Consider the following 26,191-nt stretch of genomic DNA (forward strand, 5'->3'; position numbering starts at 1 on the left):
TCCCGAAGAACCCCGCACCCGGAAACGGATGCGGGGTTTTTTATTGCCCGGCCCGCCTCATCAACGAGCGGAGCCAGATCATGAACCCAGCGAACCAGGGCAGCACCGACGCCGTCGACAGCGACGTAGGCGGGCGCGTGCGCATCTTCGACACCACCTTGCGCGACGGCGAGCAAGCCCCCGGCTTCTCGATGGACCGTCGCGCGAAGATGCGCATGGCGCATGCCCTGGAAGAACTGGGCGTCGACATCATCGAGGCCGGCTTTCCGCAGGCCTCACCCGACGACTTCGCCGCGGTCGCGGAGATCGCGAGGTCACTGAAGACCCCCACGATCGCCGCATTGGCCCGATGTCAGAGCACCGACATCGACAGTGCGGGAAGAGCGTTACAAGACGCGCACCGATCACGCATCCACCTGTTCCTCTCCACCTCTCCCCTGCACCGCGAACACAAGCTCGGCAAGAGCAGGCAGGAAGTCATCGACATCGCCGCCGAGGCGATCCAGCGGGCCCGGGGCCTCGCACACGAAGTCGAATTCTCCGCCGAAGACGCGCTGCGCACCGAGCCGGAATTCCTCGCCGAGATCTTCTCGGTCGCCGTCGAAGCCGGCGCCTGCGTACTCAACGCTCCCGACACCGTCGGTTACGTCACCCCCAACGAGATCACGCGCATGTTCACGTACCTGCGTGAGCACGTGCGCGGCGCCGACCGCGTCGTCTTCTCCGCGCACTGCCATGACGATCTCGGCATGGCGGTGGCGAACAGCCTCGCCGCGATCGCCGCGGGCGCGCGCCAGGTGGAATGCACGATCAACGGTATCGGCGAGCGCGCAGGCAACGCGGCGCTGGAGGAAGTGGTCATGGCGCTGCACACGCGTCGCCCGCTCTTCGAAGTCGATACCGGCATCGTCACCCGCCACCTGTTTCCGACGTCGCGACTGCTGGCCGAGGTCACCGGGCAGCCGGTGCCCCGTAACAAGGCCATCGTCGGCGACAACGCGTTCGCCCACGAGTCCGGCATCCACCAGCACGGCATGCTGAAGCATCGCGGCACCTACGAAATCATGCGCCCGCAGGACGTCGGCGCGAAGACGTCGCTGGTGCTGGGCAAGCATTCCGGCCGGCACGCGCTGCGTCAGCGCCTCGCCGAACTGGAATTCGAACTCGACGACGCGACGCTCGACACCGTTTTCGACCGTTTCAAGGTGCTGGCCGACAGCCAGCGCTCGGTCACCAACGACGATCTCGTCGCACTGATGCGCGACTTCGAAGAAACCCAATCCGCCGCGCGCGTCGCGGTCGAGTCCTGAAGGAGGATCCATGGAAGCCCCGACCCATCTCTGGCACAACGGTCGCATCAAGACCTGGGCCGACGCCACCGTGCATGTGGGCGCGCATGCGCTGCATTACGGATCCTCCGTGTTCGAAGGCATTCGCGTCTACGATACGCCCGACGGCCCGCGCTATTTCCGCCTGGACGAACACACCGAGCGGCTGTTCCATTCGGCGCGCATCTACGATCTGTCGATCGCCTACGATGCCGCGACGATCAACCGCGCATGCCGCGAGGTGATCACCGCGAACGGGCTGAAGTCCGCGTACGTCCGCCCGATCGTGTTCCGTAGCGGCTTCACCTTCAGCCTGGCGCCGTCGCTCGATACCGCGGTCGACGTCGCGATCATCGCCCTTCCCTGGGGCGCGTACCACGGCGCCGATGCGATCGAGAAAGGGGTCGACGTCTGCGTGTCGTCGTGGAACCGCGCCGCACCCAATACCTATCCGAGCGGCGCGAAGGCCGGCGGCAATTACCTCAACAGCCAGCTGATCGCGCGCGAAGCGATCAACGGCGGTTTCGCGGAAGGCATCGCGCTGGGAACGGACGGCCTGCTCAGCGAAGGCGCCGGCGAGAACCTGTTCATCGTGCGCAAGGGCACGATCTACACGCCGCCGGCGGCGTCGTCGATCCTCTGCGGCATCACGCGCGACGCCGTGCTGACGCTGGCGCGCGATCGCGGTTTCGACGTCGTCGAACAGCCGCTGCCGCGCGAGATGCTCTATTTCGCCGACGAAGTGTTCATGACCGGTACGGCCGCCGAAGTGACCGCGGTGCGCTCGGTCGATCGCAAGCCGGTCGGCAGCGGACGCCCGGGTCCGGTGACGCGCCAGTTGCAGGACGCCTTCTTCGGCCTGTTCGACGGCCGCACGGAGGACCGCTGGGGCTGGCTCACGCCGGTGGAAGAAGCGACCAGCGGGAGGGCCGCGGCATGAGCGCGCGCACGTTGTTCGACAAGCTGTGGGACGCACACCAGGTGAAGGCCGAGACCGACAGCACGCCCGGCGTGCTGTACATCGATCTGCACCTCGTGCACGAAGTCACCTCGCCGCAGGCGTTCGACGAGCTGCGCGGACGCGGGCTGAAGGTGCGTCGTCCCGATCGCACGCTGGCGACGCTGGACCATTCCACGCCGACGCTGCCGCCCGATGCCGACGGCAAGCGCCCCTACTTCACGAAGGAAGCGGAAGCGCAGGTCGCGAAGCTCGAAGCCAACGTCCGCGAGTTCGGTGTCGACCTGATGGGCTGGGACAGTCCGCAGCGCGGCATCGTGCATGTCGCAGGACCCGAGGTCGGCGCGACGCAGCCGGGCATGACCATCGTCTGCGGCGACAGCCACACCGCGACGCACGGCGCGTTCGGCGCACTGGCCTTCGGTATCGGCACGACCGAGGTCGGCCACGTGCTGGCGACGCAGTGCCTGCTCCAGCGCAAGCCGAAGTCGTTCGCCATCCATGTCGACGGCGCGCTGCAGGACGGCGTGACGGCGAAGGACCTGATCCTGCACATCATCGGGCAGATCGGCATCGGCGGTGGTACGGGTCACGTGCTGGAGTACACCGGCGAAGCGATCCGCGCGCTGTCGATGGAAGAGCGCATGACGGTGTGCAACATGTCGATCGAAGCCGGCGCACGGGCCGGCCTGATCGCGCCGGACGAGACCACGTTCGCGTGGCTCGAGGCCCGCGAACGCGTGCCGAAGGGCGAGGCCTGGGATCGCGCGGTGGCACAGTGGCGCACCCTGCCCAGCGACGAGGGCGCTCGTTACGACCGCGAGGTCCGGATCGACGCGTCGTCGATCCAGCCATCGGTCACGTACGGCACGCATCCGGGCATGGTCGTGTCGATCCACGCACCGGTGCCGGCCGCGGCCGACGCCATCGAACAGCGTGCGCTCGACTACATGAAGGTGACCGCGGGCAAACCGATCGCCGGCGAAGCCGTCGACGTCGTCTTCATCGGCAGCTGCACGAACGGTCGCCTGTCCGATCTGCGCGCCGCCGCGGGCATCCTGCGTGGGCGCCGCGTCGCCAGCGGCGTGCGCATGCTCGTCGTTCCGGGCTCGGAGCAGGTGCGCCGCGATGCGGAGCAGGAAGGCCTGCACGAAGTGTTCCGCGCCGCCGGTGCGGAGTGGCGCCAGCCCGGCTGCTCCATGTGCATCGCGATGAACGGCGATCTCGCCCAACCCGGGCAGCTCGTCGTCGCCACGAGCAACCGCAATTTCGAAGGCCGGCAAGGCAAGGGCGCACGTACCGTCCTCGCCAGCCCGCTCGTCGCCGCCGCATCCGCCGTGGCGGGCCACGTCGCCGATCCGCGCGACTACATGAACCAGGAAGTCGCCGCATGAGCCAGACCAGCCGCCCGCTCGCCTACGTGCACTCGCGCACCGCGGTGCTGCGCGACGAAAACATCGACACCGACCGGATCATCCCCGCGCGCTTCCTCACCACGACGGAACGCACGGGCCTCGGCAAGCACTGCTTCGAGGACTGGCGCTATGCCGCCGACGGCAGCGACGACCCCGCGTTTCCGCTCAACCAGCCGCAGGCACGCGGTTGCTCGATCCTCGTCGCCGGACGCAACTTCGGCTGCGGCTCGTCGCGCGAACACGCGCCGTGGGCCCTCCTCGACTACGGCATCCACGCGGTGATCTCCAGCGAGATCGCGGACATCTTCCGCGGCAACGCGCTGAAGAACGGCCTGCTCGCCATCGTCGTCAGCGACGCGGAGCACCGGTGGCTGCTCGACAACCCGGGCGCGGAACTGCGCATCGACATCGCCGACGGCACGATCCGCGTGCCCGATGGCGGAACGATCCGCTTCGACCTCGACGCGTTCTCGCGCCACTGCCTCCTCAACGGCGTGGACCAGCTGGGCTTCCTGCTGCAGCAGGAGGACGACATCACCGCCTTCGAACAGCAACAGGAGAAAGCCGCATGAAGGCTTCCATCGTCGTACTCCCCGGCGACGGCATCGGCCCGGAAGTGGCCGCCGCCGGCGTGGCCGTCCTGCGCCAGGTAGCCGAGCGCTTCGGTCACGATTTCACCTTCACCGAACATGCGATCGGCGGCGACGCCATCGATCGCTTCGGCGACCCGCTGCCGCCCGCCACGCGCGAGGCGCTGCTGGCCGCCGACGCCATCCTGCTCGGCGCGGTCGGCGGTCCGAAATGGTCGGATCCCCACGCGTCGGTCCGCCCCGAGCAGGGCCTGCTCGCGATGCGCAAGCTGCTCGGCGTCTTCGCCAACGTGCGTCCGCTGAAGCTGCACCCGCGCACCGCGGCGCTGTCGCCGCTGAAGCCGGAACGCACGAAGGGTGTCGACCTGGTGTTCATCCGCGAGCTCACGGGCGGCATCTATTTCGGCGCGAAGACACGCAGCGACGACGATGCGACGGACGAGTGCCGCTACAGCGTCGCCGAGGTCGAGCGTGTCGTGCGCCACGCGTTCGAACTGGCGCGCACGCGCCGTAAGAAGGTCACCTCGGTCGACAAGGCGAACGTGCTCGAGACCTCGCGGCTATGGCGTTCGGTCGCCACGCGCATCGGCGCGGAATACCCGGATGTCGAACTCGAACACCAGCTCGTCGATTCGATGGCGATGCACCTGCTGACGCGCCCCGCGGACTACGACGTGATCGTGACCGAGAACATGTTCGGCGACATCCTGACCGACGAGGCCTCGGTGCTCGCCGGGTCGCTGGGTCTGTCGCCGTCCGCGTCCGTCGGGGGGCCGGGCGCTGGCGTCTACGAACCCATCCACGGCTCGGCGCCCGACATCGCCGGCCAGGCGCTCGCGAATCCCCTGGGCACGATCCTTTCGGCGGCGATGCTCCTGCGTCATTCGCTGGGTCTGCCGGACGAAGCCGCGGCGGTCGAGGCCGCGGTCGACCATGTGCTCGAACACGGCAACCTGACGCGCGACCTCGGCGGCACGGCAACCACGCATGCCGTCACCCGCGCCGTGCTGGATGCCTGCCAGGCCAACGCGGAGGCCGCATGAACACGAAGAAGATTCCCATCCGCACGCTGCGCAGCGACGCGATCAAGACCGGCCCCGATCGTGCCCCGGCGCGCGCGATGCTGCGCGCCACCGGCCTGGACGACGACGCCATCGCGAGGCCGATGGTGGCGATCGTCCACAGCTGGTCGAACGTGTCGCCCTGCAACCTCAACCTGCGCGATCTCGCCGAGGCGGCTGCCGAAGGCGTGCGCGCGGCCGGCGGCACGCCCGTCGAATTCAACACCATCGCCGTCACCGACGGCATCGCCATGGGTACGTCGGGCATGCGCTCGTCGCTGGTCAGCCGCGAGATCATCGCGGATTCCATCGAACTCGCCGTCGACGGTCACTGCCTCGACGCGATGGTGGTGCTGTGCGGCTGCGACAAGACGATCCCCGCCGCCGCCATGGCGCTGGCGCGCCTGAACATCCCCGGTGTCGCACTCTACGGCGGCAGCATCGATCACGGCAGCCGCAACGGCTGCCCGATCACGGTGCAGGAAGTGTTCGAAGCCGTCGGCGCGCACGGCGCCGGAAAGATCGACGACGCCGAGCTGGACGACGTGGAACGCCACGCCTGTCCCGGCGCCGGTGCCTGCGGCGGGCAGTTCACCGCCAACACGATGGCGATGGTACTGACCACGCTGGGTCTCTCGCCGGTGGGCCTCAACGACATCCCCGCGACGCATGCGGGCAAGCGCGACGCCGCGTTCCGTTGCGGTGAGCTCGCCATGCAATGCCTCGACGCGAACCGTCGCCCTCGCGACGTGATGACGCGTGCCGCCTTCGACAACGCGGCACGCATGGTCGCCGCGACGGCGGGTTCGACGAACGCCGTGCTGCACCTGCTCGCCATGGCCAACGAAGCACGCGTGCCGTTGTCGATCGAGGATTTCGAGCCCGCCTCGGCGCACACGCCGGTCATCGCCGATCTCAAACCGGGCGGACGTTACAGCGCCGTGGAACTGACGGCCGCCGGCGGCACCGCCGTGGTCGCACGGGCGCTGCGCGACGCCGGCATGCTTGTCGACACGCCCACCGTGACGGGTCGCACGCTGTTCGCGGAACTCGACGCGGCGCCCGCCGCGACCGACGGGCAGCAGGTGGTCCGCAGCGTCGACGCGCCGTTCAAGCCGCGCGGCGGCTACAGCATCCTGTACGGCAACCTGTCGCCCGAGGGTTGCATCCTCAAGCTCGCCGGCCACGGTCGCACCAGCCACGCCGGTCCCGCGCGCGTGTTCGAAAGCGAAGAAGAGGCCTTCGCCGCCGTGCAGGCCGGACGCATCCGCGCCGGCGACGTCATGGTCATCCGCAACGAAGGTCCCGCGGGCGGGCCGGGCATGCGCGAGATGCTCGCCGTCACCGCGGCGTTGGTCGGACGTGGCCTCGGCAACGACGTGGCCCTGATCACCGACGGACGCTTCAGCGGCGCGACGCACGGTTTCATGGTGGGACACATCGCCCCCGAAGCCGCACGCGGCGGACCGATCGGCCTGCTGCGCGAAGGCGACGCGATCTTCATCGACGCGTCGACGCGCGAGCTGCGCACCGATGCGGACCTCGCGTCGCGCCGTGCGGCGTGGCGTCCGATGGCACCGAAAGTCACGCGCGGCGTGCTCGCGAAGTACGCACGTCTGGTCGGCTCCGCCGCCGAAGGCGCGGTGACCCAGGCCTTCGACGACGCGCCGGCCCCGAGTGCGCGGGTACGCCGCGAGATCGAGGACGAAGACATGACGCAGGAATTGATCGGCAACTGACGAACCCCGAAGGGTGGAGGCCAGCCTGCTGGCTCCCACCAAAGCATCGCCTACACGAAGCCCGATTTCCGAGGAGACACCCATGACCGACAAGCAAGCCACCACCGCCCCCTTGCAGAACGCCCGTATCGCCGTGCTCGGCTACGGCAGCCAGGGCCGCGCGCACGCGCTCAATCTGAAGGATTCCGGCCTCGATGTCGTCGTCGGGCTGCGTCCCGGCGGTCCGTCGTGGAACCGTGCCTACGTCGATGGGTTCGCCGTCGCCGAGCCCGCCGAGGCGGTGCGCGAGGCCGACCTCGTCGCCGTGCTCACACCGGACATGACGCAACCGGGCATCTACAAGGACGCCATCGAAGCGAACATGAAGCCGGGCGCGACGCTGCTGTTCGCCCATGGTTTCAACGTGCACTTCGGACAGATCCAGCCGCGTGCCGACATCGACGTCGTGCTCGTCGCGCCGAAGGGCCCGGGCGCGCTCGTCCGTCGCGAATACGAGATCGGTCGTGGCGTGCCCTGCCTCTACGCCGTGCACCAGGATGCCACGGGCCACGCCACCGAGCGCGCGACCGCGTACGCGGCCGGCATCGGCGGTGCGCGCGCGATGCTCATCGAGACCGACTTCAAGGAAGAAACCGAAACGGATCTCTTCGGCGAGCAGGCCGTGCTGTGCGGCGGCGCGACGGAGTTGGTACTGAAGGGTTTCGAGACGCTCGTCGAGGCGGGCTACCGTCCGGAGATCGCGTACTACGAGGTGATGCACGAGCTGAAGCTGATCGTCGACCTGTTCTACGAAGGCGGCATCGCGCGCATGCTCGAGTTCATCTCCGAAACCGCGCAGTACGGCGATTACACGCGCGGCCCGCGCGTCGTCGACGAGAGCACCAAGGAACGCATGAAAGCCGTGCTCACGGAAATCCAGGACGGTACGTTCGCCCGTGAGTGGACCGCCGAGTACAAGGCCGGCCTACCGAACTACAAAGCGCTCAAGCAGAAGGATCTCGATCACCCGATCGAGAAGGTCGGCGCACAGCTTCGTGCACGCATGCCGTGGCTCGCCGCCAACCAGCCGAAGGCGACCGAGCCCGCCAAGGCCGGTTGACGACCCTGTCCTCGGGCGGGAGCGCGCTCCCGCCCGAAGGCTCCCGATGCTTGCCGAGATCCAGAGGAACCGAACACCGTGAACGCCCAACCGGACACCGTCGGCGACATTCGCCGGCCCACCTCGACCCATCCCCTGGCCGGCCGCACCCTGACCGGCGCGGACATCGTCGTGCAGGTACTCGCCGACGAAGGTCTCGATGTCCTCTTTGGCTATTCCGGCGGCGCCATCCTTCCCGTGTACGACGCGGTATTCCGTTTCAACGCGGCGCACCCGCGCGACGACGGCTCGGATCCGATGCCGTTGATCGTGCCCGCCAACGAACAGGGCGCATGTTTCATGGCGGCCGGGTACGCCCGCGCGTCCGGACGCGTCGGCGTGGCGCTGGTCACGTCGGGTCCCGGTGCGACGAACGCCGTGACGCCGGTGCGCGACTCGATGGCGGACTCCATACCGCTGGTGGTGATCAGCGGACAGGTGCCGACGGGTTCCATCGGCACCGATGCGTTTCAGGAAGCACCGATCAGCACCATCATGGGATCGTGCGCCAAGCACGTCTTCCTGGTGACCGACGCGGCATCGCTCGAAGCCACGCTGCGCACCGCCTTCCACATCGCTCGCAGCGGCCGTCCCGGCCCCGTGGTGGTCGACATCCCCAAGGACGTGCAGAACGCGCCGCTCGTTTTCGACGGCGGCCGGGAACTGCCGGTGCGCGGTTACCGCTCGCGCCTGCGCGCGGTGGAAGCCGCGACCATCGCCGATGCGGAATGCGCACGCTTCTTCGCGGCGCTCGGCCGTGCCTCGCGGCCGTTGATCTACGCGGGCGGCGGTGTGGTTTCCGCAGGCGCCTCGGAAGCACTGCACGACTTCGCGCATGCGTTCGGCATCCCGGTCGTGACGACATTGATGGGCATCGGCGGCTTCGACACCACCGATCCGCTGGCGCTCGACATGCTGGGCATGCATGGCGCCGCGTATGCGAATTACGCGATGGACGACTGCGATTTCGTGCTGGCCCTGGGTGCGCGCTTCGACGATCGTGTCGTCGGCGTGCCGGCGAAGTTCGCACCGAAGGCACGCACCATCGCGCAGATCGACATCGACCCGGCGGAGATCGGCAAGGTGAAGGGTGCCGACTGGCATCACGTCGGCACGCTCGACGTCGCACTTTCGCGCCTCACCGCCTACGGCAGGCAGCACGGATTCGGGCCCGACTACAGTGAGTGGCTCGACCATGTGGCCGCGCTCAAGACACGTCACTCCATGAACTTCTGCCGCGACAGCGAAACGATCCAGCCCTGCGCGGTGATCGAGGCGATCAATCGCATCACGGATGGACGCGCGATCATCAGCACCGGTGTCGGCCAGCATCAGATGTGGGCCGCGCAATACTTCGACTTCCGCGAGCCACGCCACTGGCTCACGTCGGGCTCGATGGGCACGATGGGCTTCGGCCTGCCCGCCGCGATCGGCGCGCAGTTCGCGCGGCGCGATCGCGTGGTCATCGATATCGACGGCGACGCGAGCATTCGCATGAACATCGGCGAGCTGGAGACGGTCACCACCTATGGCCTGCCGGTGAAGGTCGTCGTGCTGAACAACAGCGGCGACGGCATGGTGCGCCAGTGGCAGAAACTGTTCTTCAAGGGGCGCTTCTCCGCGTCCGACAAGAGCCTGCACAAGAAGGACTTCGTGCGCGCCGCGCAGGCCGATGGCTTCGAGTGGGCGCAGCGTCTCGTCGATCCCGCCGCGATCGAGAGCACCGTCGCCGATTTCCTCGCCTTCGACGGACCCGCGTTCCTCGAGGTCGTCATCGACCCGGATGCCGGCGTGTATCCGATGGTGGGCCCTGGCGCGACATACGCCGAGATGATCACGGGCGACTGGATCGCCAGTCGCAGCACGCCCGTCGCGAGCGCGACCGAACCGACAGGGATGTTCTGACATGCGCCACCTGATCTCCATGCTGCTGCAGAACGAAGCGGGAGCGCTCGCGCGGGTCGCCGGCCTGTTCGCCTCGCGTGGCTACAACATCGAATCCCTCACCGTCGCGGCCACGCTGCACGAGGACGCTTCCCGACTCACGCTGGTGGTCTTCGGCGACGATGCCGTCGTGGAACAGATCGTCAAGCAATCGTCCAAGCTCGTGGACGTGATCGAGATCGCCGAACTCACCGGCCGCGAGCACGTGGAGCGTGAACTGCTCGTGGCGCGCATCGACGGTGACGTGAGCGCCGTGGATGCCCTTCTCGCCCGCTTCGGTGCGCGTCTCCTCCAGCGACAGGGCTCGCATTCCGTGGTGGAGTACACCGGACGCGCGGACGAGATCGACCTGATCCTCGACGCGATGCATCGCGTCGGCGAGCTGGTGGACCATGCACGCAGCGGCATCGCGGCCATCGAACAGCCGCTGGTGGCTGCCTGACGGCTCGTGCAGGGGCGGCCTCGGCCGCGGTGGGTGCTTATGCCGGCAGGCCGGCAACGGGCGCCCGGTTACCAGACCTTGTACATCTGCCCCGTTTGGCGGCCTTCGACCGAGCGCGAGACGGCCATGGCCGCGCGGCCGGCCGATACGGACTCGAAGCCGCGGAAGAACGGGCCGTAGCTTTCCATGGATTCGGTCAGCACCGACGGGCTCACCGAGTTGATGCGGATGCCCCGCGGCAGCTCGATGGCGGCAGCGCGCACGAACGCGTCGATCGCGCCGTTCACCATGCTCGCGCACGCTCCCGCCACGATGGGCTGCTCGCTCAGGATGCCGCTGATCAACGTGAACGACCCGCCGTCGCGCACGTGTCGGGTGCCGGATTCCACCAGCCGGACCTGACCGAGCAGTTTGTCCTGCAGACCTTCGATATAGCGGGTCTCGGTCAGTTCGGCGAGGGGAAGGAAAGGAACGTTGCCGGCGGCGCAGACCACCGCGTCGACGTCGCCGACCTTGCGAAACATCGCCACCACGCTGGATGCCTCGCGCATGTCGACGGTGACGTCGCCGCTCGTGCGTCCGCAGCGCACGATGTCGTGACGCGCGCCCAATTCGTCGATGACGGCCTGGCCGAGGGTGCCACTGGCGCCGATGAGCAGGATTTTCATGGTGTCTGTCCTTTGCTGGGTCTGCCGGGACCATACGCCGGGCCGACCGGCCCGTCTTGCTGGCACGTCCTGCGTCTCCACCGGAGCTTTACGGGTCGTACCCGGGAGATTCACCGGCGCGTGCGCAGTCTGGCGCTTTCCCCCAGCGGAGTGGATCCCATGCCGTACACCCCCACCAATCCCCAGCCGCCCTTCGCCGAGCCCGGCAAGAACCGCCCCGAGGACGAGATCCGCCAGCCGGGAAGCTACAAGCCGGAGCGCGACGCGGATCCGGAGCCGCTGGACGACAACGATCCGATCGAGCCGCTGGAGCGCTGAGCGGAGCGAGTGGCTTGCAGACGTTTGGTGGGAGCCAGCCTGCTGGCGAAGGGTGCTTGCCGCAAGCACCCTTCGCCAGCAGGCTGGCTCCCACCAGCGGAAAAAAAACCCCGCCGAGGCGGGGTTTTTCTCAGTGCTTGAGCGTCTTTCGCATGCGTTCCAGTGCCTGGAGCTGGGCGAGGGCCTCGGCCAGTTTGGCCTGCGCCTCGGCGACGTCCAGCTGCTCGCCACGGTTGGCCAGGGCAGCTTCGGCTTCTTCCTTCGCCTTCAGGGCCGCGGCCTCGTCGAGATCGGACGCGCGCGCGGCCGTGTCGGCGAGGATGGTCACGACCTGCGGCTGCACCTCGAGGATGCCACCGGACACGTAGAACTGCTGGCGCTCGCCGTTGGCGGCGACGACGTCCACGTGGCCCGGCTTGAGGCGGGTGATCAGCGGAGCGTGACGCGGCGCGATACCCAGCTCGCCGAGCTCACCAGTGGCGACCACGAGCGTGGCTTCGCCGGAGTAGATCTCGGCTTCGGCGCTGACGATGTCGACGCGGATGGTGTGGGTCATGGGCTTGTCTTCCGTTGGAAAGGGAGTGGGGGAAAAAGGCGCTTACGCGGCCTTCTTCGCACCCATCTCCTCGCCCTTCTTGATGGCTTCGTCGATGCCGCCGACCATGTAGAACGCCTGCTCCGGCAGGTAGTCCAGCTCGCCGTCGAGAATCATGCGGAAGCCGCGGATCGTTTCCTTCAGCGGGACGTACTTGCCCGGCGAGCCGGTGAAGACTTCGGCCACGTGGAACGGCTGCGAGAAGAAACGCTCGATCTTGCGGGCGCGGGACACGGAGGCCTTGTCCTCCGGCGAGAGCTCGTCCATGCCGAGGATCGCGATGATGTCCTTCAGCTCCTTGTAGCGCTGCAGCGTGCCCTGCACCTTGCGCGCGGTGTCGTAGTGCTCCTGACCGATGACCGACGCGTCGAGCTGACGGCTGCTGGAGGCCAGCGGATCCACGGCCGGGTAGATACCCAGCGAGGCGATGTCGCGGCTCAGCGTGACCGTGGCATCGAGATGCGCGAAGGTCGTCGCCGGCGACGGATCGGTAAGGTCGTCCGCGGGAACGTAGACGGCCTGGATCGACGTGATCGAACCGGTCTTGGTCGAGGTGATGCGCTCCTGCAGGACGCCCATTTCCTCGGCCAGCGTGGGCTGGTAACCCACGGCCGACGGCATGCGGCCCAGTAGTGCCGACACTTCGGTACCGGCCAGCGTGTAGCGGTAGATGTTGTCGACGAAGAGCAGGACGTCCTTACCCTTGCCCGAAGCGTCCTTCTCGTCGCGGAAGTACTCGGCCATCGTCAGGCCGGTCAGCGCGACGCGCAGGCGGTTGCCCGGCGGCTCGTTCATCTGGCCGTAGACCATCGCGACCTTGTCGAGAACGTTGGAGTCCTTCATCTCGTGATAGAAGTCGTTACCTTCACGAGTACGCTCACCCACGCCGGCGAACACGGACAGACCCGAGTGCGCCTTGGCGATGTTGTTGATGAGCTCCATCATGTTGACCGTCTTGCCGACGCCGGCGCCGCCGAACAGGCCGACCTTGCCGCCCTTGGCGAACGGGCACATCAGGTCGATGACCTTGATGCCGGTTTCCAGCAGCTCGCTCGCCGCGGCCTGCTCGTCGTACGACGGGGCTTCGCGGTGGATGACCCACTGTTCCTTCTCGCCGATCGGGCCGGCTTCGTCGATCGGGTTGCCGAGCACGTCCATGATGCGGCCGAGCGTGGCGGTACCGACCGGCACCTTGATGCCTTCGCCGGTGTTGCGGGCGATCAGGTTGCGGCGCAGGCCATCGGTGGAACCGAGCGCGATCGTGCGCACGATGCCGTCACCGAGCTGCTGCTGCACTTCGAGGGTGATCTCGGTGCCGTCGATCTTCAGTGCGTCGTAGACCTGCGGTACCTGGTCGCGCGGGAATTCGACGTCGACGACCGCGCCGATGATCTGAACAACTTTACCCTGGCTCATGGATGTGCTCCGGATGAATCTTCTTTAGGTTCTGTAGCGGCGCCGCTTTCGCGTCGCCATGGCGTGTTCGGTTAAACAGCGGCGGCGCCGCCGACGATTTCCGAGATTTCCTGGGTAATCGCGGCCTGGCGGGCCTTGTTGTAGACCAGCGTGAGTTCGCCGATGACCTTGTTGGCGTTGTCCGACGCGGCCTTCATGGCGACCATGCGCGCGGCGTGTTCGCTGGCGAGGTTTTCCAGCGCCGCCTGGTACACCACCGACTCGATGTAGCGCGTCATCAGGTGCACGAGCACCGTCTGCGCATCGGGTTCGTAGATGTAGTCCCAGTCGTGCGTCTGCTCGACCTTCACACCCTCGGACGCGTTGCCTTCGGCGTTCTCGAGCTCCGTCGCGACGAGCGACAGCGGCAGCAGCGCCTCGATGGTCGGCTTCTGCACGATCGTGTTCACGAAGTCGTTGTAGACCAGGAAGACACGGTCGAGCTTGTTGTCCGAATAGGCATCGAGGACCACCTTGATCACACCGATGAGGTCTTCGAGCTTCGGCTTTTCGCCGAGGTGCGTGGCCGAACCGATGAGGTTCACGCCCTTGATCCGGCGGAAGAACTGCACGGCCTTCTGACCGACGGCGACGATGTCGATCTGCGCGCCCTTGTCCTGCCATTCGCGGATCGACGTCAGCGTGCGGCGGAACAGGTTGGAGTTGAGGCCGCCGGCGAGGCCGCGGTCCGTCGACACCACGATGAAGCCCACGCGCGCGACGTTCTCGCGTTCGGTGAGGAACGGATGGGTGAAGTCCGTGCTGGCCTGCGCGACGTGCGCGATGACCTTGCGCATCAGGCGTGCGTAGGGACGCGAGGCCTTCATCAGGTCCTGCGCCTTGCGGATCTTCGACGCAGAGACCATTTCGAGCGCGCGCGTCACCTTGCGCATGTTCTGCGTGCTCTTGATCTTGGTTTTGATTTCGCGGCCGCTTGCCATGGCTTACTCGTCTGTAAAGGGTGACGCAGCGGGGCGGGCGAACCGCCCCGCGTGGTTGTCGCTTACCAGCTACCGGTCTTCTTGAACTCGTCGGCGGCGGCCTTGAAGGTCGCCTCGATGTCCTTGTCCCAGTCGCCCGAGTGGTCGATCTTCGTCATCAGTTCGCCGTGGTTCTGGCGCATGAAGGCGTGCAGACCCTTTTCGAACGGCAGCACCTTGTTGACCGGCAGGTCGTCGAGGTAGCCCTTCTCGGCCGCATAGACCGACACGCCGAGTTCGGCGATCGACAGCGGCGAGTACTGCGCCTGCTTCATCAGTTCCGTGACGCGCTGACCGCGGTCCAGCTGCGCGCGCGTGGCGGCATCGAGATCCGAGGCGAACTGCGCGAACGCGGCGAGCTCACGGTACTGCGCGAGCGCGAGCTTCACGCCGCCGGAGAGCTTCTTGATGATCTTGGTCTGGGCGGCACCACCGACGCGCGACACCGAGATACCGGCGTTGACGGGCGGACGGATACCGGCGTTGAACAGATCGGTCTCGAGGAAGATCTGGCCGTCGGTGATCGAGATCACGTTGGTCGGAACGAACGCCGACACGTCGCCCGCCTGGGTCTCGATGATCGGCAGCGCGGTCAGCGAACCGGTCTTGCCCTTCACTTCGCCGTTGGTCATCTTCTCGACGTACTCGGCGCTGACGCGCGACGCGCGCTCGAGCAGACGCGAGTGGAGATAGAACACGTCGCCCGGATAGGCTTCGCGACCCGGCGGACGCTTCAGCAGCAGCGAGATCTGGCGGTACGCGACGGCCTGCTTGGAGAGGTCGTCGTACACGATCAGGGCGTCTTCACCACGGTCGCGGAAGTACTCGCCCATGGCGCAGCCGGAATACGGCGCGACGTACTGCAGGGCGGCGGCTTCCGACGCCGAGGCGACGACGACGATCGTGTTGGCGAGGGCGCCGTTCTCTTCCAGCTTGCGCACGACGTTGGCGATCGAGCTGCGCTTCTGGCCGATGGCGACGTAGATGCACTTAATGCCGGAGTCTTTCTGGTTGATGATCGCGTCGATCGCGACGGCGGTCTTGCCCGTCTGGCGGTCGCCGATGATCAGCTCGCGCTGGCCGCGGCCGATCGGGATCATCGAGTCGATGGACTTGTAGCCCGTCTGCATCGGCTGATCGACCGACTGACGCCAGATGACGCCCGGCGCGACCTTCTCGACCGGGCTGGTGCCCACGGCGTCGATCGGACCCTTGCCGTCGATCGGGTTGCCGAGCGCATCGACGACGCGGCCGAGCAGGCCCGGGCCGACCGGCACTTCGAGGATGCGGCCGGTGGTCTTGGCGGCATCGCCTTCGCGCAGGTGCTGGTACTCACCGAGCACCACGGCGCCGACCGAGTCGCGCTCGAGGTTCAGCGCCAGCGCGTAGGTGTCGTTCGGCAGTTCGATCATTTCGCCCTGCATCACGTCGGCCAGGCCGTGGATGCGCACGATGCCGTCGGACACGCTGATGATCGTGCCTTCGTTGCGTGCCTCGGCGCCGAGCTTGAACTGCTCGATGCGGGTCTTGATCAGCTCGCTGATCTCGGACGGATTCAGAGTGGTGCTGGACATGGTCGGTTCCTTGGGTTGCGCCGCTCTCGCGGCACCCGGTGGTATGAGAAGCTCGTAATCAGTGCGTCAGCGCGCTGGCCAGCCGCTGCAGGCGGCCGCGCGCGGAACCGTCGATCACCTGCTCGCCCGTGTCGATGACGACACCGCCGAGCAACGCCGGATCGACGTGCGTATCCAGTTCGATCTCGCGCTTGAAGCGACGCTTCAGCGAGGCGCGCAGCGTTTCCGCCTGCGTCGTGTCGAGATCCAGTGCGCTCGTGACCTTGACCTTCAGGGTCGACTCGGACTCCAGCTTGTACTGGTCGAAGAGCGCGGCGATTTCGGGCAGCAGGTGCATGCGACCGTTCTCCGCCAGTTCCTCGAGGAAACGGGCGAACGGAGCATCGGCGGCCATGCCCTGCGGAAGATGGATCGCGACGAGCTGCGTGGGCAGCACGCGCGGATCGTTGCCGAGGCCGGCGACCTGGGGGTCGACCGCGACCGCGGCGGCGAAGTTGAGCGCTGCCGACCAGTCGGCGAGCGCACCGGACGCGTGTGCCACTTCGAAAGCGGCACGCGCGTACGGACGGGCGAGGGTGAGCGCCTGGGCCATGATCAGATCTCGGCAGCGAGCTGGTCGAGCAGCGCCTTGTGGGCCGCCGGATCGATTTCACGCTGGACGATCTTCTCCGCACCCTTCACGGCGAGCGCACCGACCTGCTCACGCAGCTGTTCGCGTGCGCGCTGGGCCATCGAGGCGATCTCGTCCTGGGCCGAGGCCTTCAGGCGGTTGATCTCGTCGATCGCCTCGGCGCGGGCCTTCTCGATGATCTGGTTGGCCTGCGCCTGCGCGCGATCGATGATCTCGGTCGACTGCTGGCGGGCCTGCTTGATCTCGATGGCGACCTTGGCGTCGGCGTCCTTGAGCTCGGCACGCGCGCGCTCGGCGGCGGCCAGACCCTCGGCCACCTTTTTCTGGCGCTCTTCGATGGCACCGTTGAGCTGGGGCCAGATGAACTTGGTGGTGAACCAGACCAGGATCGCAAAAGAGATCATCTGGCCCAGGAAGGTCATGTTGATTTCCATGATCTCTCCGAAGACTCCGAACGCTTGGGTACTGAAAATCGCCGTGACCGGAAGCGGTCACGGCGACAAGACGAACGGCTGCTTAGCCGCCGACGGCGGCGCGCACGACACCGACCAGCGGGTTCGAGAACGCGAACAGCAGGGCGACGGCGAGACCGATGATGAACGCCGCGTCGATCAGGCCGGCGAGCAGGAACATGCGGCCCTGGAGCAGCGGGACCAGCTCCGGCTGGCGAGCAGCCGACTCGAGGAACTTCGAGCCCATGACGGCGATACCGAGACAGGCGCCGAGCGCGCCGAGACCGATGATCACGCCGATGGCGATGGCGGTCATGCCCTGGACGTGGGCGAGAAGCGAGGCGAGTTCCATGGTGTTCTCCTGGGATAAACGAATAGCGAAAGGATGGAAAAGAAAAGGGTGGCGCTGAAATCTTTAACGTCGGTGCGGTGAGTTAGTGATGTTCCCGCGCCGTGGCGATGTAGACGATCGTCAGCATCATGAAGATGAACGCCTGGAGGGCGATGATCAGGATGTGGAAGATCGCCCACGCCGTGTTGAACACGACGCCAGGCACGAAGCTGATCCAGCTCACCATCAGACCGGCAATCAGCATGAACACCAGTTCGCCGCCGTACATGTTGCCGAACAGTCGCATCGCGAGCGACACGGGCTTCGACAGGGTTTCGACGACGTTGAGAAGGAAGTTCGGGATCACCAGCACGAGCTTGGCGATCGGGTTGGACGCGTGGAACGGGGCGGTGAGCAGTTCCTTGCCGAAGCCGAAACCACCCTTCGCCTTGATACCGTGGCCGATCACGATGAACAGCACGGCGACCGAGAGGCCCACGGTGGTGTTGATGTCGGCGGTGGGCACCATGCGGAAGTAGGTGTGGTGGGCGACTTCGTCACCCGCGAACACGTGCACGAGCCAGCCGGCGAGATCCACCGGGAGCAGATCCATCGCGTTCATGAGGAACACCCACATGAAGATCGACAGCGCCAGCGGCGTGACCGTGCGACGGTCGCCGTGGAACGTGTCCTTCACCTGCGTGTCGACGAACTCGATCGCGAGCTCGACGAGGGCCTGGCCCTTCGACGGCACGCCGGACGTCGCCTTGCGGGCGTAGAGCCAGAACCACAGGCAGAACGCCGCGCCGAGAACGAACGAGATGATGATCGAGTCCGCGCGGAGGTTCCAGAACCAGAAATGATCGGCGCTGAAATTCACCGTCATGTGGTTCAGGTGGTGCTGGATGTATTCGGTCAGACCGCCCTGCGGTTCGCTCGCCATGCTCAACCCTTGAATCTGAATGCAAATACGTTGACCGCGTAGCCGGCCACCAGTCCCACGAGAGCGGGCAAGGGTGGCAGCTTCCACAGAACCAGAATGAGCGCCAGTCCACCGATGAGCACGATCCAGCGAAGGATCATGCCCGCCAGGAACCTCATGAACGTCGCTCCCGCCCCGCCCAGCGCGCTGAACGCTCGCGCGGCTAGCAGCGCGGTGGCGATGGCGACGATCAGGGCACCCCCGAAGGCGGCCAGCGCGGCTGGTCGACCCTGCAGGGAAAAAGCGAGTCCCGCTATGACGGCCACCACCAGCTGCGCGATGACGATGCGCAAAGCCAGGTGACGACCGGCGGCAAGACTGTTAAGCAACGCGAGGCTCCCGTGGTTTCGCTCGAAGGCGGCACCTGCTGGTTCAACGGGCCACGGTTTAATCTGGAAAAGTATACCAGCCGCGTAAACGACGGGACAAGCTGCGAAAGGCCAAAACCACCCGCCGGCGCGACGATGCGTCGCGTCGTTCACGGGGGGACGCGGTCGATCAGGCCCGGGCGGGCGGACCGACCAGTGCGCCGAGCGACGTCGCCGTCGTCACCGCCACGTCCAGGATGTCGCCGGCGGCCGAAGCCGCCCGTTCGACACCTTCACGCTGGAGCTCGCCGCCGCGCGCCAGTACGGCATGCAGCGCGGCCGCGTCCGGCGCGACCATCGCATCGGCCATCAGGCCGGTGGCGGCGCGCGCGTGCCCTTCCATCGCCTGCAGGTGCAGGTCGGCGACACGCTCCATGCCGCGCCAGGCGAGGGCCTGCGCGGCCGCGGCCTGTTCGACGAAGCGGGCAAAATCGGCGTAACCGTTTACATGCGACATCGATGCGACCACGGCGATCGGGGAGGTGCCGGAGTGTAGACCCGTCTGCGGCGACGCAGCAACCGCGAAACCTTGCGCTCCGATGGAAGCCCGTCAGCGCGCGGAGAACTCCGCGCCCGAGGTGCAGGTCTCGTGGACCACGACCTTCGCCAGCCCGGGTACGTCGGGCCGCAGCTTCTCGAAGATCCACCGTGCGAGGTTCTCGCTCGTTGGATTCTCCAGGCCCTCGATGTCGTTGAGGTAATGGTGATCGAGGCGATCGTAGAGCGGCTGGAAGCGCGCCTTAAGGTCGCCGAAATCCATCACCCAGCCCAGCACGGGGTCGATGTCGCCCTCGACGTGCAGCTCGACGCGAAAGGAATGACCGTGCAGGCGCGAGCACTTGTGGCCCTCGGGCACGTTGGGCAGCCGGTGGGCCGCTTCGATGTTGAAGGTCTTGAAGATGCGCATGGGGAGGACGTTCCACGGGTGACTGCATAGTGTAGCCGAGCGCGCGTAAGCGTTTTCGGGAAAGTGGTATTCACGACGAGGTTCGCATTTCGAGGCATCCGACCTCGTGAATCATGGACTTTTCATCGCCGAGCGGTTGCAGTGGTAACCAACCGGCGATGAGGAGGGGTATCGCCCGCCATACGTCCTTGAGCCTCCAGGAGGCCTCGATGTGTCTTGGTCGTGGTTCGCTCGACAGCCCGCACGTGTGCGGCCTGGCCGAGGAAGTGTTCGCCGCGCTGCCGTGGCCCTGCGTCGTCTGGCGCCAGGACGGACGGCAACCGGTGATGATCAACGCGGCGTTCCAGCGCGAATTCGGCACGACCCGCGGCCGCGCCGGGCCCGCATGGCTCGAAGCGCACCTCGAACCCACCGCCGAGCCCGGCGAGTTCCTCTTCAGGGACCGGCACGCGGCGCCCCGCCTCTACCGGGTGAGCCGGCAGGTGATCGACGTGCCGCCGACCGCGTTCGACGCCGTATTCCTGATGCCGCTGCCTGGGGCGACACGCATGCCTGACGAGGCCCCGGCCGCGCCGGTCGCCTGCCTGCCGCCCGGCGTCACGCTCACGCGGCGCGAATCGCAGGTGCTGGATGGGATCATGTGCGGCAAGCTCAACAAGACGATCGCGGGCGAACTGCACATCAGCCCGAAGACCGTGGAACTGCATCGCGCCAACCTCATGGCCAAGCTGCGCGTGCACAACGCGGTGGAACTGGCGAGGGCGGTGCTGGACATGGCGCCGCGTGCGGAAGAAGCAGCGACCCTTTAGGCTCTTCCTGTGGGAGCGGCCTTGGCCGCGATGGGTGCTTGCCGCGAGGACCCATCGCGAGCGAGAGAGCCAAAAAAGAAAGGCCGCCCGGAGGCGGCCTTTCTTTTTTTCCTGGTGGCTAGAGGCGGGCTCGAACCGCCGACCTCAGCATTATGAGTGCCGCGCTCTGACCAGCTGAGCTACCTAGCCGTGAAACCTGGTCGTTCGCAGGCGGACCCGCGAAGGCCGGGCAGTTTAATCGGCCTGAGGCTCCCGTTCAAGTAGCGCCTTGTGCGTGCTTCTCGCGCTGTGGTTGAATCGACCGTAACAGCGGTCTCCGGCAAATCCGCCGGACCCGCCGGAGACGGTTCGCGGAGGGCGAATGATCGACGCTGATGGCTACCGACCGAACGTGGGGATCGTGCTCCTGAATGGAGACGGGCGCCTGTTCTGGGCGCGCCGCGTCAATCGCGACGGTTGGCAGTTCCCGCAGGGCGGCATGCGCAGCGACGAAACCCCGCTGGAGGCCATGTACCGCGAGCTCGAGGAAGAAACCGGCCTGCTCGAACAGCACGTGGAAGTGCTGGCCGAGACCCGCGGCTGGCTCCGCTACCGCCTGCCCAGCCGCTTCGTACGCCACCACCAACGCCCGACCTGCATCGGTCAGAAGCAGGTCTGGTTCCTGTTGCGCCTCAAGTGCAGCGAAGACGCTTTCCGTCTCGACGCCTGCGAGAAGCCCGAATTCGACCTCTGGCGCTGGGTGGACTTCTGGTACCCCGCCAATCACGTGGTCAACTTCAAGCGCCAGGTCTACGAGCGGGCTCTGCGCCAGTTCGCGCCCACGGTCGAGACGGTATGCAGCGTCGAGGTGGGCCGCTGCCCCCAGCAGGCCGAACTGGAGCGCCAGGCCCGCGAAGCCGGGCTCTGAGGTGCGTTCACATTTCGGTAGTTGACAATCGTTCGCATTCGCGTTCGAATCTGCATCCATGTACATCTGCATGTGCAACGCCGTCACCGACCACGCCATCCGCCGCGCCGCGGCCGAGGGCGTCGAAACCTTTGCCGAGCTCCAGGCCCGCACGGGCTGTTCGGACTGCTGCGGTGCATGCGAGCCGGAAGCCCGCCAGTGCCTCCGCGACGCCGTCTCCGACGTGCGGTCGACCCTGACGTTCCTGCCCTCCCCGGCCTGATCCGCGCCGCTCTTTGCGGACGCGAAACGTCTTCATTCTCGTTACGTCATCGGGCCTTCCGGCGCCGTATAGTCGTGCCCTGCATTCCAGGGAGACACCCTCATGAAGGGCGACGCGAAGGTCATCGAATTCCTCAACAAGGTCCTCTACAACGAGCTGGCCGCCATCAACCAGTACTTCCTGCATTACAGGATGTTCAAGGACTGGGGCTACAACGAGCTGGCCAAGCACGAGTACGAAGAGTCCATCGAGGAGATGAAGCATGCGGACAAGCTCATCGAGCGGATCCTGTTCCTCGACGGCCTGCCGAACCTCCAGCATCTCGGCAAGCTGCGGATCGGCGAGAACGTGGTCGAAGCCCTGCAGGGCGACCTCGACCTCGAGATGATCGCCACGAAGGACCTGCGCGAAGCCATCGCATACAGCGAAGGCATCCACGACTTCGTCAGCCGCGACCTCTTCAAGTTCATCCTGGGCCAGGAAGAAGAGCACATCGACTGGCTGGAGACGCAGTTCAGCCTGATCGCCGACATCGGCCCCGAGCGGTACATGCTCAGCAAGGTCGGATCGCTCGACAAGTCGTAAAGAGAGGCCGCCGCAAGGCGGCCTCTTTCGTTGTGGGGTGCCGTTCCTTGACCATCCGGGACCGCGGGGGCTATACCATCGCCGCCTTCACGTCTTCACCACGGAATCGTCCATGGCTCCACGCCACCCGCCACGGTTCGTCGTGCGCACGCTCGACGACGCGGCCAGCGAGCGCCGAAAGCGGCTCGTCCTGATCGGCGGCTGGCTGCTCAGCCTGCTGCTGGTCGGCGTTGGCACGTGGCTGGCGACGTCGCGGGTCCCTTCCGCCTCGGGCGCCCGGGTCCCGGCGAAGCAGCTCGTGGCCGAGAACGAGGCGCTGCGCCAGCAGGCGACGAATCTCCAGCGCTCCGCGCAGGTGACGGACGTCGCCACGAAAGAACTCAAGCGAAACCTCGCCGAGCGCGACGAGGAAATCAGCGGCCTTCGCACCGATCTCGCTTTCTATTCGAGACTGGTCGGCGGCGGCGCGCAGCGCGACGGCCTGAAGATCCAGGGCGCCCGGACCACGGCCGTCAGCGGCGCGGCCAACGCGTGGAACGTGGTGATCACCCTCACCCAGAACGCCCGCCGCGGCGAACTCGTGAAAGGCGAGCTCAAGGTGGCCATCGAAGGGATCCAGGGCGACAAGGTCACCACGCTCGAAGGCCCCGCGCTGGGCCAGGGCGATTCATCGAAGGGCCTGCCCTTCTCTTTCAAGTATTTCCAGCAGGTCCAGGGCAGCTTCACGCTCCCGGCAGGGTTTCGCCCGACCCGGATGCGGCTGACCGCCGATGTCACCGGCGACCAGCCGGTGGTCGGCACGCTGTCCTGGAGCGACACCCTCCGCAACGACGAGGTCAACGATGTTCAGCAATAACCGGAAGAACGCACCGCCCGCCGTCGGCACCGCCGCCACGAGCCTGATCGCCCGCGGCGTGACCCTGCGCGGCGACATTCTGTTCAGCGGCGCGCTCCACCTCGACGGGGTCGTCGAGGGCTCCATCCACGCCGACCCGGGTAGCGACGGCGTGCTCACGATCAGTGAGACCGGCCGCGTCATCGGCCGCGTCGAGGTGCCGCAGGCCGTGATCAACGGCGGGGTGACCGGAAATATCGAGGTGTCCGAGCGTCTGGAGCTCGCCCCGCTGGCCCGGATCGACGGCGACGTCCACTACCAGGTGCTGGAGATGGCGGCTGGCGCGCAGGTGAACGGAAAGATGGTGCACCGCGCGCCGCAGACGGTGCGCCAGCTGGCCCAGGCGGCGATCGAGGTCGCTCCGGCGCTGACCGAGGCTTGACCTGCCGGGGATCGGCGCCATTATGGGCGGCATGAACAACCCATTTCCCATGGCTCCGACCCAGGCGCCGGACTACCGGTCCGGCGTGGCGCCGCTCGTTTTCACCGAGGCCGCGGCCCGCAAGGTCCACGAGCTGATCGAGGAAGAGGGCAACCCCGGCCTCAAGCTGCGCGTGTACATCAGCGGCGGCGGCTGCTCCGGTTTCCAGTACGGTTTCACCTTCGACGAAGACCAGGCCGAGGACGACCTCGCCATCTCGCGCGAAGGGGTGACGCTGGTCGTCGATCCGTTGTCGCTGCAGTACCTCACCGGCGCCGAGATCGACTACGCGGAATCGTTCAGCGGTTCCCAGTTCGTCATTCGCAATCCCAACGCGAAGACCACCTGCGGGTGCGGCTCGTCGTTCAGCGCATGACCGGCGTCACGGCGTGAGCGTCGAACAGGAACGCGACAAGGCGGTCGCCACACGGGCACGCGAAAACGTGTTCGCCGGCATCGACATCGATCGCATGGCCGAGCGTCGCGACGATCGGGTCTGGATCGACGAACTCGAAACGAAGGACGACACGCGCTTCCTCGTGCTGGACAGCGAAGGCAACGCCTTCGTGCTCGCCGACACCGATCTGCCGCACTGGATGCCCGCCGCCATGCGCGGCGAGCGCTTCGGCGACATCCCGTCCACGTTCCTCGGCATCGCGAACGCATCCGCCTGGTTCACGCTGGTCGTCGACGAAGCGCAGGCATCGCTCTTCGTCACGCTGACCGGCGCGCGACGCATGTCGCTGCGTGAGGCGGGGCTGATCTTCCCCGCGTTCGAGGCCGGCCTGTTCGCCTATGCCAAGGGCATCACCCACTGGCAGCGACAGACGCGATTCTGTAGCCAGTGCGGCGCGCCGACGCTCGTCGTCGCCTCCGGACACCGCGTGCAATGCACGAATCCGGACGGATCGCACATGCATTTCCCCCGCACCGACGCCGCGATCATCGTGATCGTGGAGCACGGCGACGCGTGCCTGCTCGGCCGCCAGCGTGGATGGCCCAAAGGGCGTTACTCCACGCTCGCGGGCTTCATCGAGCCGGGCGAGTCGCTGGAAGACGCCGTTCGTCGCGAAGTGCGCGAGGAATCGGGCGTCGAGGTGCTGCATGCCACCTACCATTCGTCGCAGCCCTGGCCGCTGCCGGCGTCGCTGATGGTGGGCTTCACCGCCACGGCGTCGTCGCGCGAGATCCACCTGCGCGACGACGAACTGGAAGATGCGCGCTGGTTCAGCGTCGACGACATCGTGCAGGGCATGGCGTCGGGCGCGCTGGCCGTGCCGCCGCCGTTGTCGGTGTCCTATCGCCTGATCGAGCACTGGCTCGCGCTGCGCGGCGTGTCGCTCGAATCGCTCGTCACATCGTCGGCCTGACCGCGAGATCGACGGGATCGCTTTCGGTGGGAGCCTGCCTGCTGGCGACGGGTGCTTGCCGCGAGCACCCTTCGCCAGTGGGCTCGCTCCCACCGACGAGCCCCCGGGCCGTTCGCTTGCGAGCGCGCTTCCCACATACAATCGGGCCAACGACCTGCGGATAGTTCCCACGCCATGGCCCTACGCCTTCTTGCCGTCCTGATCGCCCTCGTCATCGCGTGGAGCGTGCCGCAGCTAGCGCGCTGGCGCGACGACCGCTGGTTTCGTGGCTGGGTGAACCGGCTGGGCGACACGTCCGGCGCGGGCCGCGTCGCGATCGCGCTGCTGGTGCCCGTCCTCGCGTGCGCGATCCTCGGCGGCATCCTGCACTCCCTGCCCTTCTTCGATCTCGGCTGGCTCGCGTTCTCCGTGCTGGTGCTGGTCTATGCACTCGGGCCGCGCGAGATCGAGAACGACATCGACGCCATCCTCCGTGCCCCCGACACCCTTCGTCGCGACGAGGCCGTGGCCGCGTTGCGCCACGACGACGCGCCGCTGGGCTGGTTCGCGCCCGTGCTGGTCGAGGCAGCTTTCTACGGTGCGCTGCGCCGCCGCTTCGGCGTGCTGTTCTGGTTCTTCATCCTCGGTCCGGCGGGTGCGCTGGGGTATCGCCTCGCGCAGACCCTCGCCCGCGACGCCGCCCTCGCGCTCGACACGGCCTCGCGTGCCGCCGCCCGTCGCGTGGCCGATGCGCTCGACTGGGTGCCCGCGCACCTGATGGTTTTCGCGATGGCGCTGGTGTCCGACTTCGACGCGGTCATGGGCGCGTGGAAGACCTGGCACCGCACCTCGGGCAGCCCGCGTACCCGGCTCGAACCCGACTTCCTCGGTGCGGTCGCGCGTGCCGGCGTCGATGCCGACGTGGAAGCCGGCGACGGCTACGTGCAGGACGTCAGCGACCCGATCGCCGAACTCGAGGATGCGCGCCGCGTGATCCGACGCGTGCTCGTCGTGTGGCTGGCCGTCGTGGCCGTCATCGTGCTGGCGGCCTGGTTCGCCTGAGGTCGCCTATCGACCAGCACATGTG

The 26,191-nt window shown here is 67.0% G+C and carries 30 protein-coding genes, 1 tRNA gene and 1 pseudogene; 19 read left to right on the forward strand and 13 right to left on the reverse strand.

What is annotated here, in order from left to right:
• Positions 1-80: 80 nt before the first annotated feature.
• The 9 genes and pseudogenes from BMX32_RS05985 to ilvN all read left to right on the forward strand — a co-directional run.
• Positions 81-1,256, forward strand: a pseudogene (locus BMX32_RS05985) (2-isopropylmalate synthase); the annotation flags it as partial.
• A gap of 64 nt (positions 1,257-1,320) precedes the next feature.
• Positions 1,321-2,268, forward strand: a complete 948-nt coding sequence (locus BMX32_RS05990; RefSeq protein WP_089975590.1) for a branched-chain amino acid transaminase — start codon at positions 1,321-1,323, stop codon at positions 2,266-2,268.
• Positions 2,265-3,680, forward strand: a complete 1,416-nt coding sequence (leuC, locus tag BMX32_RS05995) for a 3-isopropylmalate dehydratase large subunit (RefSeq protein WP_089975593.1) — start codon at positions 2,265-2,267, stop codon at positions 3,678-3,680. The genes BMX32_RS05990 and leuC overlap by 4 nt, the downstream gene beginning before the upstream one ends.
• Entirely contained in the window at positions 3,677-4,273 is a 597-nt protein-coding gene (gene leuD, locus BMX32_RS06000) for a 3-isopropylmalate dehydratase small subunit (protein ID WP_089975596.1), read from the forward strand. Before leuC ends, leuD begins: the two co-directional genes overlap by 4 nt.
• Positions 4,270-5,334 (forward strand): 3-isopropylmalate dehydrogenase, encoded by a 1,065-nt coding sequence (leuB, locus tag BMX32_RS06005; RefSeq protein WP_089975599.1) that lies wholly within the window; start codon positions 4,270-4,272, stop codon positions 5,332-5,334. Before leuD ends, leuB begins: the two co-directional genes overlap by 4 nt.
• Positions 5,335-5,360: 26 nt before the next feature.
• Positions 5,361-7,091 (forward strand): dihydroxy-acid dehydratase, encoded by a 1,731-nt coding sequence (ilvD, locus tag BMX32_RS06010; RefSeq protein WP_089977012.1) that lies wholly within the window; start codon positions 5,361-5,363, stop codon positions 7,089-7,091.
• An 82-nt stretch (positions 7,092-7,173) separates the two neighbouring features.
• Entirely contained in the window at positions 7,174-8,190 is a 1,017-nt protein-coding gene (gene ilvC, locus BMX32_RS06015) for a ketol-acid reductoisomerase (protein ID WP_089975601.1), read from the forward strand.
• A gap of 78 nt (positions 8,191-8,268) precedes the next feature.
• Positions 8,269-10,134 (forward strand): biosynthetic-type acetolactate synthase large subunit, encoded by a 1,866-nt coding sequence (gene ilvB / locus BMX32_RS06020; RefSeq protein WP_244511426.1) that lies wholly within the window; start codon positions 8,269-8,271, stop codon positions 10,132-10,134.
• Between the two features lies 1 nt (position 10,135).
• The gene (gene ilvN / locus BMX32_RS06025) at positions 10,136-10,615 is read left to right on the forward strand and encodes an acetolactate synthase small subunit (RefSeq protein ID WP_089975604.1); all 480 of its coding nucleotides are present in this window, start codon (positions 10,136-10,138) and stop codon (positions 10,613-10,615) included.
• 68 nt (positions 10,616-10,683) lie between these two features.
• Here the strand turns inward: ilvN and BMX32_RS06030 are convergent, their stop codons facing one another.
• Positions 10,684-11,283: a short chain dehydrogenase gene (locus BMX32_RS06030; protein ID WP_089975606.1), complete on the reverse strand. Its 600-nt coding sequence runs from the start codon at positions 11,281-11,283 to the stop codon at positions 10,684-10,686.
• Between the two features lie 159 nt (positions 11,284-11,442).
• On the opposite strand from BMX32_RS06030, the gene BMX32_RS18610 reads away from it, so the two are divergent.
• The gene (locus BMX32_RS18610; protein ID WP_170843571.1) at positions 11,443-11,601 is read left to right on the forward strand and encodes a hypothetical protein; all 159 of its coding nucleotides are present in this window, start codon (positions 11,443-11,445) and stop codon (positions 11,599-11,601) included.
• Between the two features lie 130 nt (positions 11,602-11,731).
• Here BMX32_RS18610 and BMX32_RS06035 read toward each other — a convergent pair whose 3' ends face one another.
• The 11 genes from BMX32_RS06035 to queD form a co-directional block, all read right to left on the reverse strand.
• Entirely contained in the window at positions 11,732-12,157 is a 426-nt protein-coding gene (locus BMX32_RS06035) for a F0F1 ATP synthase subunit epsilon (protein WP_089975609.1), read from the reverse strand.
• A gap of 42 nt (positions 12,158-12,199) precedes the next feature.
• A complete protein-coding gene (gene atpD, locus BMX32_RS06040; RefSeq protein ID WP_089975612.1) occupies positions 12,200-13,612 on the reverse strand; it encodes a F0F1 ATP synthase subunit beta in 1,413 nt (470 codons plus the stop codon).
• Positions 13,613-13,683: 71 nt separating this feature from the next.
• Complete coding sequence (gene atpG, locus BMX32_RS06045) at positions 13,684-14,592, reverse strand: F0F1 ATP synthase subunit gamma (RefSeq protein WP_089975614.1); 909 nt, start codon at positions 14,590-14,592, stop codon at positions 13,684-13,686.
• Positions 14,593-14,654: 62 nt separating this feature from the next.
• On the reverse strand, positions 14,655-16,205 hold the full coding sequence (gene atpA, locus BMX32_RS06050; protein ID WP_089975617.1) for a F0F1 ATP synthase subunit alpha: 1,551 nt from the start codon (positions 16,203-16,205) through the stop codon (positions 14,655-14,657).
• A 58-nt stretch (positions 16,206-16,263) separates the two neighbouring features.
• Positions 16,264-16,797 carry a F0F1 ATP synthase subunit delta gene (locus BMX32_RS06055; RefSeq protein WP_089975619.1) on the reverse strand — a complete coding sequence of 178 codons (534 nt, stop codon included), beginning with the start codon at positions 16,795-16,797 and terminating at the stop codon, positions 16,264-16,266.
• A gap of 2 nt (positions 16,798-16,799) precedes the next feature.
• Complete coding sequence (locus tag BMX32_RS06060; RefSeq protein WP_089975624.1) at positions 16,800-17,270, reverse strand: F0F1 ATP synthase subunit B; 471 nt, start codon at positions 17,268-17,270, stop codon at positions 16,800-16,802.
• A gap of 82 nt (positions 17,271-17,352) precedes the next feature.
• Positions 17,353-17,640 (reverse strand): F0F1 ATP synthase subunit C, encoded by a 288-nt coding sequence (gene atpE, locus BMX32_RS06065; protein ID WP_089975626.1) that lies wholly within the window; start codon positions 17,638-17,640, stop codon positions 17,353-17,355.
• Positions 17,641-17,722: 82 nt separating this feature from the next.
• Positions 17,723-18,562, reverse strand: coding sequence for a F0F1 ATP synthase subunit A (gene atpB / locus BMX32_RS06070; RefSeq protein WP_089975629.1), 840 nt, complete (start codon positions 18,560-18,562; stop codon positions 17,723-17,725).
• A 2-nt stretch (positions 18,563-18,564) separates the two neighbouring features.
• Positions 18,565-19,083: an ATP synthase subunit I gene (locus BMX32_RS06075; RefSeq protein ID WP_244511428.1), complete on the reverse strand. Its 519-nt coding sequence runs from the start codon at positions 19,081-19,083 to the stop codon at positions 18,565-18,567.
• Between the two features lie 16 nt (positions 19,084-19,099).
• The gene (locus BMX32_RS06080) at positions 19,100-19,426 is read right to left on the reverse strand and encodes a hypothetical protein (protein WP_139206679.1); all 327 of its coding nucleotides are present in this window, start codon (positions 19,424-19,426) and stop codon (positions 19,100-19,102) included.
• Between the two features lie 93 nt (positions 19,427-19,519).
• The gene (queD, locus tag BMX32_RS06085; RefSeq protein WP_089975637.1) at positions 19,520-19,876 is read right to left on the reverse strand and encodes a 6-carboxytetrahydropterin synthase QueD; all 357 of its coding nucleotides are present in this window, start codon (positions 19,874-19,876) and stop codon (positions 19,520-19,522) included.
• A 209-nt stretch (positions 19,877-20,085) separates the two neighbouring features.
• Here queD and BMX32_RS19005 point away from each other — a divergent pair, with 209 nt between their 5' ends.
• The gene (locus BMX32_RS19005) at positions 20,086-20,685 is read left to right on the forward strand and encodes a LuxR family transcriptional regulator (RefSeq protein ID WP_089975639.1); all 600 of its coding nucleotides are present in this window, start codon (positions 20,086-20,088) and stop codon (positions 20,683-20,685) included.
• 112 nt (positions 20,686-20,797) lie between these two features.
• On the opposite strand, the gene BMX32_RS06095 is transcribed toward BMX32_RS19005, so the two are convergent.
• A tRNA-Met gene (locus BMX32_RS06095) sits at positions 20,798-20,874 on the reverse strand.
• A 172-nt stretch (positions 20,875-21,046) separates the two neighbouring features.
• On the opposite strand from BMX32_RS06095, the gene BMX32_RS06100 reads away from it, so the two are divergent.
• The 8 genes from BMX32_RS06100 to BMX32_RS06135 all read left to right on the forward strand — a co-directional run bounded on the left by BMX32_RS06100 (position 21,047) and on the right by BMX32_RS06135 (position 26,166).
• On the forward strand, positions 21,047-21,592 hold the full coding sequence (locus tag BMX32_RS06100; RefSeq protein WP_089975642.1) for an RNA pyrophosphohydrolase: 546 nt from the start codon (positions 21,047-21,049) through the stop codon (positions 21,590-21,592).
• A 58-nt stretch (positions 21,593-21,650) separates the two neighbouring features.
• A complete protein-coding gene (locus tag BMX32_RS06105; RefSeq protein WP_089975646.1) occupies positions 21,651-21,854 on the forward strand; it encodes a (2Fe-2S)-binding protein in 204 nt (67 codons plus the stop codon).
• Positions 21,855-21,956: 102 nt separating this feature from the next.
• Positions 21,957-22,439 carry a bacterioferritin gene (gene bfr / locus BMX32_RS06110; protein WP_089975649.1) on the forward strand — a complete coding sequence of 161 codons (483 nt, stop codon included), beginning with the start codon at positions 21,957-21,959 and terminating at the stop codon, positions 22,437-22,439.
• Between the two features lie 112 nt (positions 22,440-22,551).
• Positions 22,552-23,295, forward strand: a complete 744-nt coding sequence (locus BMX32_RS06115; RefSeq protein WP_089975652.1) for a DUF6776 family protein — start codon at positions 22,552-22,554, stop codon at positions 23,293-23,295.
• Entirely contained in the window at positions 23,282-23,716 is a 435-nt protein-coding gene (locus tag BMX32_RS06120) for a bactofilin family protein (protein ID WP_089975655.1), read from the forward strand. Before BMX32_RS06115 ends, BMX32_RS06120 begins: the two co-directional genes overlap by 14 nt.
• Positions 23,717-23,747: 31 nt before the next feature.
• Complete coding sequence (erpA, locus tag BMX32_RS06125; RefSeq protein WP_089977019.1) at positions 23,748-24,131, forward strand: iron-sulfur cluster insertion protein ErpA; 384 nt, start codon at positions 23,748-23,750, stop codon at positions 24,129-24,131.
• 13 nt (positions 24,132-24,144) lie between these two features.
• Positions 24,145-25,125, forward strand: coding sequence for an NAD(+) diphosphatase (nudC, locus tag BMX32_RS06130; RefSeq protein ID WP_244511429.1), 981 nt, complete (start codon positions 24,145-24,147; stop codon positions 25,123-25,125).
• Positions 25,126-25,299: 174 nt separating this feature from the next.
• The gene (locus tag BMX32_RS06135) at positions 25,300-26,166 is read left to right on the forward strand and encodes a beta-lactamase induction protein (protein ID WP_089975658.1); all 867 of its coding nucleotides are present in this window, start codon (positions 25,300-25,302) and stop codon (positions 26,164-26,166) included.
• The last annotated feature ends 25 nt before the right edge of the window (positions 26,167-26,191 follow it).

The organism is Luteibacter sp. UNCMF331Sha3.1, assembly GCF_900109915.1.
Lineage (GTDB): Bacteria > Pseudomonadota > Gammaproteobacteria > Xanthomonadales > Rhodanobacteraceae > Luteibacter.

Bases quoted from the DNA above. Each gene is read 5' to 3' on its own strand.
- BMX32_RS06100 (WP_089975642.1), top strand. From the start codon at position 21,047: ATGATCGACGCTGATGGCTACCGACCGAACGTGGGGATCGTGCTCCTG.
- BMX32_RS06055 (WP_089975619.1), bottom strand. From the start codon at position 16,797: ATGGCCCAGGCGCTCACCCTCGCCCGTCCGTACGCGCGTGCCGCTTTC.
- erpA (WP_089977019.1), top strand. From the start codon at position 23,748: ATGAACAACCCATTTCCCATGGCTCCGACCCAGGCGCCGGACTACCGG.
- atpA (WP_089975617.1), bottom strand. From the start codon at position 16,205: ATGTCCAGCACCACTCTGAATCCGTCCGAGATCAGCGAGCTGATCAAG.
- leuC (WP_089975593.1), top strand. From the start codon at position 2,265: ATGAGCGCGCGCACGTTGTTCGACAAGCTGTGGGACGCACACCAGGTG.
- BMX32_RS06080 (WP_139206679.1), bottom strand. From the start codon at position 19,426: ATGTCGCATGTAAACGGTTACGCCGATTTTGCCCGCTTCGTCGAACAG.
- bfr (WP_089975649.1), top strand. From the start codon at position 21,957: ATGAAGGGCGACGCGAAGGTCATCGAATTCCTCAACAAGGTCCTCTAC.
- atpB (WP_089975629.1), bottom strand. From the start codon at position 18,562: ATGGCGAGCGAACCGCAGGGCGGTCTGACCGAATACATCCAGCACCAC.
- BMX32_RS18610 (WP_170843571.1), top strand. From the start codon at position 11,443: ATGCCGTACACCCCCACCAATCCCCAGCCGCCCTTCGCCGAGCCCGGC.
- BMX32_RS06060 (WP_089975624.1), bottom strand. From the start codon at position 17,270: ATGGAAATCAACATGACCTTCCTGGGCCAGATGATCTCTTTTGCGATC.
- atpG (WP_089975614.1), bottom strand. From the start codon at position 14,592: ATGGCAAGCGGCCGCGAAATCAAAACCAAGATCAAGAGCACGCAGAAC.
- BMX32_RS06115 (WP_089975652.1), top strand. From the start codon at position 22,552: ATGGCTCCACGCCACCCGCCACGGTTCGTCGTGCGCACGCTCGACGAC.
- BMX32_RS19005 (WP_089975639.1), top strand. From the start codon at position 20,086: ATGTGTCTTGGTCGTGGTTCGCTCGACAGCCCGCACGTGTGCGGCCTG.
- BMX32_RS06030 (WP_089975606.1), bottom strand. From the start codon at position 11,283: ATGAAAATCCTGCTCATCGGCGCCAGTGGCACCCTCGGCCAGGCCGTC.
- ilvN (WP_089975604.1), top strand. From the start codon at position 10,136: ATGCGCCACCTGATCTCCATGCTGCTGCAGAACGAAGCGGGAGCGCTC.
- queD (WP_089975637.1), bottom strand. From the start codon at position 19,876: ATGCGCATCTTCAAGACCTTCAACATCGAAGCGGCCCACCGGCTGCCC.
- BMX32_RS06135 (WP_089975658.1), top strand. From the start codon at position 25,300: ATGGCCCTACGCCTTCTTGCCGTCCTGATCGCCCTCGTCATCGCGTGG.
- leuB (WP_089975599.1), top strand. From the start codon at position 4,270: ATGAAGGCTTCCATCGTCGTACTCCCCGGCGACGGCATCGGCCCGGAA.
- BMX32_RS06105 (WP_089975646.1), top strand. From the start codon at position 21,651: ATGTACATCTGCATGTGCAACGCCGTCACCGACCACGCCATCCGCCGC.
- atpD (WP_089975612.1), bottom strand. From the start codon at position 13,612: ATGAGCCAGGGTAAAGTTGTTCAGATCATCGGCGCGGTCGTCGACGTC.
- BMX32_RS05990 (WP_089975590.1), top strand. From the start codon at position 1,321: ATGGAAGCCCCGACCCATCTCTGGCACAACGGTCGCATCAAGACCTGG.
- leuD (WP_089975596.1), top strand. From the start codon at position 3,677: ATGAGCCAGACCAGCCGCCCGCTCGCCTACGTGCACTCGCGCACCGCG.
- atpE (WP_089975626.1), bottom strand. From the start codon at position 17,640: ATGGAACTCGCCTCGCTTCTCGCCCACGTCCAGGGCATGACCGCCATC.
- ilvC (WP_089975601.1), top strand. From the start codon at position 7,174: ATGACCGACAAGCAAGCCACCACCGCCCCCTTGCAGAACGCCCGTATC.
- BMX32_RS06035 (WP_089975609.1), bottom strand. From the start codon at position 12,157: ATGACCCACACCATCCGCGTCGACATCGTCAGCGCCGAAGCCGAGATC.
- BMX32_RS06120 (WP_089975655.1), top strand. From the start codon at position 23,282: ATGTTCAGCAATAACCGGAAGAACGCACCGCCCGCCGTCGGCACCGCC.